The organism is Pseudactinotalea sp. (genome assembly GCF_048594945.1).
Lineage (GTDB): Bacteria > Actinomycetota > Actinomycetes > Actinomycetales > Beutenbergiaceae > Pseudactinotalea.
Window position 1 is genome coordinate 1 of sequence record NZ_JBMDXJ010000189.1, and the last position, 8480, is coordinate 8480.

An 8480-nucleotide genomic window follows, 5' to 3' on the forward strand; every position below is an offset into this window, starting at 1 on the left:
GGCGGTACCCCTCGGCGCGCGCGGCGGCGAGGTGCTTGGCCAGTGCGGGGTCCTCGGCGTCCACCACGAGATGGCCCACCAGCTGCCGCAGGCGCGTGAGCGCGAGCGGCACCACGAGGTTCGGTGCCCGCATCGCCACCCGGGACCCGACGCCGAGCATCAGCTTGTCCGCCGCCGAGAGGAAGTCCGCGGAGCCGGCGCTGCCCGCGAGCGCGGCGAGCTCCCGCGCAGCGACCTCCTGGTCCTCCGGCCGGGCCACCCGGTCCACGAACCGCACCGCGAGATCGAGCCCGGCGGGGTTGGCGACCAGCCGCGCCAGCCGCCCCGAGGTGCGCTTCTCGGCAGCGGTCTGCTGCGACGCGGTGCTCTGTGCCCAGCGCCGCGCGAGCACCACAGCGTCCTCGACTACCTCTTCCGCGGGGGTCATGACCATGTGCCCCATCTTGACTCATGCGCCGCGTCAGGTGCCGCACGCACCGCCCGGACGTCATACCCTCGTCACGACCGCGGTACAGCGTCCCGGCAGGCGACGCCCGATCCGAAGGAGCGCCGAGGACCCATGGCCGCGTTGTGGCGCACCGTCCGCCGGCTGCTCGGCGTGCTGCCGGAGGGCACGCGCCGCTTCGTGATCACGTTCGCCGTGCTGCAGAGCGCCCTGGCGTTGCTGGACGTTGCGGCGATCGGGCTGCTCGCGATGATCATGGCGCCGATGCTCACGGGCGCCACGGTCACGCTCCCGGTGCTGGGTGAGATCAGCGAGCCGACCCAGTTCCGGAACGTGCTGCTCGTCGTCGGCGGCTTGATCGTGGCCAAGAGCGCACTGGCGATCGTGCTGCAGCGGTGGGCCACGAAGCGGTTCGCGAGCTTCGAGCAGGTACTCGGCGCACAGCTGCTGGCCGCCACGTTCCGGGCGCCGTGGACCGAGCGGTTGTCCCGGAACGCCACCGACATCGTGCGTTCCACCGACGTGGGCGTGGGCGCCACCGTGGCGGGCGTGCTGATCCCGTTCTGCCAGCTCGCCGGCGAGGTGGTTACGTTCGTGGCGGTACTCGGCGTGCTGCTGGTCGCGCAGCCGCTGCTCGCGAGCGCCACCGTGGTCTACTTCGCCGCGGTGGGCGCGGCCCTGTACCTGTGGGTGCTGCGCCGCGCGGTCAGGGCCGGCCAGGACAACCGCACCTACTCGGCCCGCGCCGTGCGCTTGATGAGCGAGATGATCCATGCCCTGAAGGAGGTCACGCTGCGCGGCCGCTCGGATGAGCTAGCCGAACTGGTCCTCTCGGTCCGGTCCCGCTCCTCCCGCGCCCGCGCCGACCAGACCTTCCTCGGGGCGATCCCTCGGTATGTGCTCGAGGCCGCCTTGATCGGTGGGCTCGGTCTCGGCGCCGCGATCGGCTACCTCACCACCCCGGACGACGGCGTCGCGGGTGCGCTCGCCGCCGTCGCCCTGTTCGGGGTGGCCGGGTTCCGTATCGTGCCGTCGCTGACGCGGTTCCAGACGATCCTGGCGCAGACCGGTGCGAACCAGCCGTTCGCCGAGCAGGTGCTCGCCGAGATCGACCGCAGCCGGGCGTACACGGAGCCTGCGGCGCAGCCCTCTGAGCCGCTCGCGGAGAGCAGCCGTACGCTCCGGCTGCGTGAGGTCACGTTCTCCTACCCGGCGGCGGCGTCCCCGGCCGTGGACGGCGTGAGCCTCGAGCTGCCGTTCGGGCAGACGCTCGCACTCGTGGGCGCCTCCGGCTCGGGCAAGTCCACGCTGGTGGATCTCATGCTCGGCCTGCTGGAACCCGATCGCGGCGAGATCCTCATCGGCGACCAGCCGCTGGCGCGCGTCCTCGCCGACTGGCGCTCCCGTGTGGGTTACGTGCCGCAGGACGTCTCGCTGTTCGACGCGTCGGTGGCGCACAACGTGGCGCTCACATGGTCGGACGAGAACATCGACGAGGACCGGGTGCGGCGTGCCCTCGCGCGCGCCCAGCTGCTCGACGTGGTCGAGGCCCGCCCCGAGGGCATCCACGCCCCCGTGGGCGACCGCGGCCTCGCGCTCTCGGGCGGGCAGCGGCAGCGGCTCGGCATGGCCCGCGCCCTCTACACCGACCCGTTGGTGCTGGTGATGGACGAGGCCACCTCCGCCCTCGACACCAGCACCGAGGCCGCCGTGACCGCGGCGATCCGCGAGCTCGCGGGCGAGATCAGCGTGATCGTGGTGGCGCACCGGCTGGCCACGATCCGGAACAGCGAACAGGTGTGCTTCCTGCGCGAGGGCCACCTGGTCGCGAGCGGCACGTTCGCCGAGGTGGTCGCGGCGGTGCCCGACTTCGCCGAGCAGGCCGCACTGGCCGGACTGGTGGGTGGGTCCGATGGCTGAGCGACTCCCCCGCGTGTTCGGGCGCGCACCCCGCATCGCTCTGTTGGTCTACAACCAGGTCTCGACCGACAACCGCGTGCTCAAGACCGCCGCCACCTTGCGCGATGCCGGCGCCGACGTGCTGATCGTCGGCAGCGCACGCCCGGGCTACCCGGCCGGCGCCGCCCTCGGGGGCGACGGGCTCGCGATCCATCGCGCCTCCGACTTCGACCTGGTCCGGCTGCTGCCGTGGCTGGCCACCTTCGTCCGCCGCGTCCGCGGCGACGCCCGAGCACCCACCCCCGAGGGGAGCAAGGAGACCAACGCTGCTCCGCCGTCGAGCAATCGCCCGACGGCGAAGGGAGCCTCGATCGTCTCGGTCGCGGGCGATCTGTGGATGCGTCTGTACCAGGTGGTGCGGCTGGTGTGGTTCTGGGCGGGCGCGGTACGGCACCTGCGGGGCTGGCGGCCGGACGTGGTCCACGCCAACGACGGCAACACCCTCGCGCCCGCGATGCTGCTCAAGACCGTGGCGGGGAGCCGGTTCGTGTACGACGCGCACGAGCTGTGGACGCGTCGGAACGTGCGCAGCGACCGGATGCTGGCACCGTTGGTGGAGGCGGTCACCGAGCGCCTCGGGGTGCGTGCGAGCGCGGGAGTGATCACGGTCTCACCGTCGATCGTGGCCTGGATGAAGCGGAGGTTCCGGCTGCGGACCGCACCTACGTTGGTGCGGAACATCCCGCACCGCCGCGGCCCGGTGCCGGAGCGGCAGCAGGGGCGGCTGCGCGAGCTCGCGGGGCTGCCGGCGAGTGCGCGGGTGGTCGGCTACTGCGGTGGTGTGACCACCGGGCGGGGGCTGGAGGAGACGCTGCAGGCGCTCGCCGAGCTGGACGCCGGCACGCACCTGGTGATGCTCGGGTACGGCGACCCGGCGTATGTGACCCGGCTGCTGGACCAGGCGCGCGCCCTCGGGCTCGGGGAGCGTGTACACCTGGTGGGCCCGGTGCCGGGTCCGGAGGTGCCGGAGGCGCTCGCCGATGCCGACGTGTCGGTGGTGTACGTACGCCCGATCTGCTTGTCCTACCGGTACTCGCTGCCGAACAAGCTGTTCGAGTCGATCCACGGCGGCCTGCCGGTGGTGGCGGCCGACCTGCCGGATACGGCGGCGATCGTGCAGGAGTACGACGTGGGTGAGGTGTTCGGCGCCGACCGGCCCGACCAGCTCGCGGCGGCGATCGAGCGCGTGAGCGCCGATGCCGACCGGTACCGCGCTGCAGCCCGCGCCGCCGCCGACGAGCTCGACTGGAGCCACGAGGCAGCCGAGCTGGTGGCGCTGTACACCCGGGTGCTGGACCGGTGACCCGCGCGAGCGTGCTGATCATCAGCTACTCGCCGTTGTACCGGGATGCGCGGGTGCTGCGGCAGATCCGGCTGCTCACGCCGCACTACGACGTGACCACGGTGGGGTACGGGCAGGCACCCGAGGGCGTGGTCGAGCACGTGCGGATCCCGGACGAGATCATCTACTGGCGCAAGGACCGGCGACTGCTGCTGGCGCGGGCGTATCAGCGCACCTACGACTCGATGCCGGTGCAGCGGTGGCTGCGGGAGCGGCTGCCGGTCGGCGAGCACGACGTGGTGCTGGCCGATGATGCCGACACCGTGCCGCTGGCGCTCACGCTGCAGCCCAGGCGGGGCGTGCACGCCGACCTGCACGAGTACGCCTCCCGGCAGAACGAGGAGAGCCTGCCGTGGCGGCTGGTGGTGGCGCCCTACTACCGGTGGCTGATCCGCACCTGGGTGACCCGAGCGGCGTCGGTGACCACGGTCTCCCCCGGGCTGGCCGCGGAGTACCGGCGCGAGTTCGGGATCGAGGCGGGCCTGGTGATGAACGCTCCGCCGTTGGCTGATCTGGGGCCGACGGCGGTGGGCGGCTCGATCCGCCTGGTGCATGCCGGCAACGGGGTGCCGGAGCGGCTGGAGACGATGCTGGCGGCGATGGACCTGGTGCACTCGGGTGCGACGCTGGATCTGTACCTGATCGACCAGGGCACCGGCTACGTGCCGTCGTTGCGGGAGCGCTACGCGGGCAGCGACCGGGTGCGGATCCACGACCCGGTACCCACCGATGAGATCGTGGCCACGCTCAACGGCTATGACGTGGGCGTGTACGTGCTGCCGCCGATCTCCTTCAACTTCCGGTACGCGCTTCCGAACAAGTTCTTCGACTTCGTGCAGGCGCGGCTGGGGCTGGTGATCGGCCCCAGCCCGGACATGGCCGCGCTGGTGCGCGAGCACCACCTGGGCGTGGTCACCCCCGATTTCACCGCGGAATCGTTCGCCGACGCGATCGACGCGCTCACGCCGGAGCAGGTGGCGGGGATGAAGGCGGCCAGTCACGCCGCGGCGCCGGTGCTCTGCGCGGGGCAGCAGGTCAGCGGGTGGTTCGAGGCCGTGCGGAAGCTGCTGGCGTAGGGCTTGGAGCCACGCCCTGAGCGTCAGTTGGCGCCGAAGAGGTCACGTGTGTAGACCTTGTCGGCGACGTCGTGGAGTTCGTCGACGAGGCGGTTGGCGATGATGAGGTCGACGGAGTTCTTGAACTCCTCCAGGTCGCGCACCACGGGTGACCCGTAGAACTCGTCGTCGGCGAGCTCGGGTTCGTAGACGATCACGGGGATGCCTTTGGCCTTGATGCGCTTCATGATGCCCTGCACCGAGGACTCCCGGAAGTTGTCCGAGCCGGCCTTCATGATCAACCGGTGCACACCCACCACGGTCGGGTTGCGGTCCAGGATGTCGAACGCGATGACGTCCTTACGGGTGGAGTTGGCATCCACGATCGCGCTGATCAGGGTCTGCGGCACGTCGGTGTAGTTGGCCAGCAGCTGCTTGGTGTCCTTGGGCAGGCAGTACCCGCCGTACCCGAAGCTGGGGTTGTTGTAATGGGTGCCGATGCGGGGGTCCAGTCCCACGCCGTCGATGATCGAACGGGTGTCCAGCCCGTGCGTCATCGCGAAGGAATCCAGCTCGTTGAAGTACGCCACCCGCATCGCCAGGAACGTGTTGGCGAACAACTTGATCGCCTCAGCCTCGGTCGGGTTCGTGAACAGCACCGGGACGTCAACCGCGTCAGCGCCCGTGACCAGCAGGTCCGCGAACACCCGCGCACGGGCCGAGTCCTCACCCACCACGATCCGAGAGGGGTGCAGGTTGTCGTGCAGCGCCTGCCCCTCGCGCAAGAACTCCGGCGAGAAGATCACATTCTGGGTGCCCAACCGCTGCCGCACATCGTTGACGAACCCGACCGGCACCGTGGACTTGACCACCATCGTGGCGCCGGGGTTGATCCGCGCCACCTGGCCGATCACCGCCTCCACACTGCTGGTATCGAAGTAGTTCGTCACCGGGTCGTAGTTGGTGGGGGTGGCGATGATCACGAACTCCGCACCCGCGTGCGCCTTCTCGGGGTCGGTGGTGAACTCGACATCGAGATCCTCCTCGGCCAGGAACCGCGAGATCTCCGCATCCACGATCGGACTCTCACCACGCTGCAGCAGCGCCACCCGACCCGCATCCAGATCCAGCCCGCGCACGGTGTTGTGCCGCGCGAGCAGCATCGCCAACGACAGACCGACATAGCCAAGACCGGCAACAGAGATCGTAGACACGACCGCGATTCTGCCTCATCGCTCCACAGCAACCCGCGCGACCCAGCGACTTCTCATCTTTCTCTCATGTCCGTCCGCCAGAGTGACGGGTCATGACCGGCCGAACGAAGACCGGCGCAACACACATGCAGGTCGAGGTGCAGCCGCCTGCGGTCCGGGGCGGTCGTGTCCGCTTCGCTTGGGACCAGGATGTCCCGAGCACCACGCAACTCGCCCACCGCTGGACGATTCGCTACATCGGGGTGCCGCTGCGCAGGGTGCTGCGGCGCACCACGCGCGCGCTGCTGTACGACGTGTTGCTGTCGGTGCAGCTGCCGCTGTGGCTGCACGACGCCGACACCGTGACCGTGGTGCTGCCGGAGCACGTCCCGCAGGCGCGCCTGGACTTCTGGCGCGCGTATCACGACGCCGACGGGGTGACGTTCGAGGTCCCGCCCGAGCCGGATCATGGCGCCGAGGCACCACTGGCCTCCGAGCAACGCCCGCTCCAGCAGCAGCGACGGGTGGCCGTGACGTTCGGCGGCGGGAAGGACAGCACGCTCGCGCTGGAGGTGCTGCGGCTGAAGCGATCGGCCTCGCAAGTGATGCTGCTGCACGCGATCCACCCCCAGGTGCCGGGATGGCGGGCGATGGTGCGGGCCGTGTGGCGGTCGGTGCGCCACATCGTGGCGCCACCGGCACTGCGGCAGCGCGCGCCGGTGCAGCTGGCCGTCACCGACCACATATGCCTGCGCACAGCTGCCGCGCCCGGACCGCACATCAACATCTACGGCCCCGTGATGCTGCCGGCGCTGATCCATCGACGCGTGCAGGACGTGGTGTTCTCGAACAGCGTGATGGGCTACCGGGTCACGCCGCGCACCGACGGCAGCCTCCGTTTCACCAACCCGACCGGCCGGCCGGAACGGCTCGATCATCTGCGCGACTACCTGGAGCAGGAGGTCGGCTGGGGTGTGCAGGTGGAGTGCACCCATCGTGCGATCGTCGAGTACCTGTCCTACGGGGTGCTGAAGGAGCGGTTTCCGGAGGCGTTCGAGAAGATCGTCATGTGCCCGCGCTATCGGGCCAGTGGACGTTTCTGCGCGGATTGCTCGAAGTGCCTGGAGTTCACGGTGTTCGGGCTGTCGACGGGTTACGCGACGCCCGATCTCGACTACTCACGGCTGTTCGAGAGCGATCGGGTGGAGCGGATCGCGGCCCGAGCGCGCGAGCTGGTCGACGTGGTCGCGCCGCACGGCAACGGTCCCTACGACCGTGCGATCGGCACCGCGACCCACTTCGCCGGCTGGTGCCACGCGCTGTCCAAGATCGACATGGACGGCCTGCCTGTCGCTCTGACGCCCCGCGCGCTCGAGAACCTGCAGGCGATCGTGGCGGTGTGGGGCCGGCAGCCGTTCGGCGCCGTGCAGCGGGTCGACCCGGAGGCCGTGGCGGCCTGCGGCCCCTACGGCACGGAGGTCGCCGCTGTGGTGGCGGCCTCACAGCTCGTGGCCGAGGCCCCACCCTCGGACGGCATTCTGCTCGTGGGCGACACACCCGCCGAGTTCGACCACACCGCCCGCATGCCCACCCCTGCCCTGGACGCCTGGGCCGAGCGCTGGCTCACGACGGTGCCATCCTCGCGATGAGTGCGCTAGAATTCTGTACATGACAACCGTCCCGCTGGCTGAGGCGCGAGCGAATCTCTCTCGTCTCGTGGACGAGGCGGTCCGCACCCATGAACGGGTGGAGGTGACGAGGCAGGGCCGCCGCGCCGCGGTCATCCTCAGTGCAGACGACTACGACTCACTGATCGAGACACTGGACATCCTCAACGACGAGGCGACGATGACCGATCTCCACGAGGCGGAGACCAGTGAGGTCTTCTCCCTCGCTGAGGTCACCGACGAGCTTCGCGCGATGGGCCGACTTCCTCGGTGACCTACGACGTCGAGCTCACGCGGTCGGCCCGGCGAGCGCTGGCGGAGGAGTTGCCCGAAGTGGTGGCCGTCGCCTGCTGGGAGTTCATCCGAGGCCCCCTGGCTGAGAACCCTCAGCGCGTCGGGAAACAACTCCGCGGGCGGCTCGCGGGTCGCTACTCCGCGAGGCGCGGTGAGTTCCGTGTCATCTACGAGATCGACGAGGGGCGCGTCGTCGTTCGCGTGGTCTCCCTACGGCACCGACGCGACGCCTACCGCCGTTGACGACCGAGGGAGGCGACCCAGCGAGCCGCCTATGGCCGCCCGAGCACGATCCGGCGCACCCCGGGCCAGCGATCGGGATCGGTGACGCCGCGGCCGTCCACGAGCACCCGGGTGCCGGGCGCGTCGTCGAGCCCGAACGTGGCGTACTCGGGGTGGTCGGCCTGCAGGATCACGGCGTCGACGCTCTCCCCCGCCGGGTACGCCGGCAGGTCGAGCGCCTCGAGCTCCTCCGCCGGGTACATCGGGTCGTGCACGAGCACCGTCGCCCCCGCGGCGCGCAGC

Annotated in this window: 8 protein-coding genes and 1 pseudogene; 6 read left to right on the forward strand and 3 right to left on the reverse strand. The window is 70.4% G+C overall.

The features are described 5' to 3' along the window. Window positions 1-433, reverse strand: a pseudogene (locus tag ACOJSN_RS08400) (aldehyde dehydrogenase); the annotation flags it as partial. A 126-nt stretch (window positions 434-559) separates the two neighbouring features. Here ACOJSN_RS08400 and ACOJSN_RS08405 point away from each other — a divergent pair. The 3 genes from ACOJSN_RS08405 to ACOJSN_RS08415 are packed head-to-tail and all read left to right on the forward strand — an operon-like array spanning window position 560 to window position 4822. Beyond that, window positions 560-2365, forward strand: coding sequence for an ABC transporter ATP-binding protein (locus ACOJSN_RS08405; protein WP_420112047.1), 1806 nt, complete (start codon window positions 560-562; stop codon window positions 2363-2365). Continuing rightward, the gene (locus ACOJSN_RS08410; RefSeq protein ID WP_420112048.1) at window positions 2358-3707 is read left to right on the forward strand and encodes a glycosyltransferase; all 1350 of its coding nucleotides are present in this window, start codon (window positions 2358-2360) and stop codon (window positions 3705-3707) included. Before ACOJSN_RS08405 ends, ACOJSN_RS08410 begins: the two co-directional genes overlap by 8 nt. After that, window positions 3704-4822: a glycosyltransferase family 1 protein gene (locus ACOJSN_RS08415; RefSeq protein WP_420112049.1), complete on the forward strand. Its 1119-nt coding sequence runs from the start codon at window positions 3704-3706 to the stop codon at window positions 4820-4822. Before ACOJSN_RS08410 ends, ACOJSN_RS08415 begins: the two co-directional genes overlap by 4 nt. A gap of 23 nt (window positions 4823-4845) precedes the next feature. Here the strand turns inward: ACOJSN_RS08415 and ACOJSN_RS08420 are convergent, their stop codons facing one another. After that, on the reverse strand, window positions 4846-6015 hold the full coding sequence (locus ACOJSN_RS08420) for a nucleotide sugar dehydrogenase (RefSeq protein WP_420112050.1): 1170 nt from the start codon (window positions 6013-6015) through the stop codon (window positions 4846-4848). Window positions 6016-6107: 92 nt separating this feature from the next. Between ACOJSN_RS08420 and ACOJSN_RS08425 the strand changes: the two genes are divergently transcribed. From ACOJSN_RS08425 to ACOJSN_RS08435, 3 genes are read left to right on the forward strand one after another with little or no spacing between them, the layout of a single operon-like run. Beyond that, a complete protein-coding gene (locus ACOJSN_RS08425; RefSeq protein ID WP_420112051.1) occupies window positions 6108-7643 on the forward strand; it encodes a hypothetical protein in 1536 nt (511 codons plus the stop codon). A 19-nt stretch (window positions 7644-7662) separates the two neighbouring features. Then, window positions 7663-7935 carry a type II toxin-antitoxin system Phd/YefM family antitoxin gene (locus tag ACOJSN_RS08430; protein WP_420112052.1) on the forward strand — a complete coding sequence of 91 codons (273 nt, stop codon included), beginning with the start codon at window positions 7663-7665 and terminating at the stop codon, window positions 7933-7935. After that, complete coding sequence (locus ACOJSN_RS08435; protein WP_420112053.1) at window positions 7932-8198, forward strand: type II toxin-antitoxin system RelE family toxin; 267 nt, start codon at window positions 7932-7934, stop codon at window positions 8196-8198. The genes ACOJSN_RS08430 and ACOJSN_RS08435 overlap by 4 nt, the downstream gene beginning before the upstream one ends. A 29-nt stretch (window positions 8199-8227) precedes the next feature. Here ACOJSN_RS08435 and ACOJSN_RS08440 read toward each other — a convergent pair. After that, window positions 8228-8480: UDP binding domain-containing protein (locus tag ACOJSN_RS08440; protein ID WP_420112054.1), on the reverse strand; the 253-nt coding region annotated here is incomplete at its 5' end.

Bases quoted from the DNA above. Each gene is read 5' to 3' on its own strand.
- ACOJSN_RS08405 (WP_420112047.1), top strand. From the start codon at position 560: ATGGCCGCGTTGTGGCGCACCGTCCGCCGGCTGCTCGGCGTGCTGCCG.
- ACOJSN_RS08410 (WP_420112048.1), top strand. From the start codon at position 2,358: ATGGCTGAGCGACTCCCCCGCGTGTTCGGGCGCGCACCCCGCATCGCT.
- ACOJSN_RS08425 (WP_420112051.1), top strand. From the start codon at position 6,108: ATGACCGGCCGAACGAAGACCGGCGCAACACACATGCAGGTCGAGGTG.
- ACOJSN_RS08430 (WP_420112052.1), top strand. From the start codon at position 7,663: ATGACAACCGTCCCGCTGGCTGAGGCGCGAGCGAATCTCTCTCGTCTC.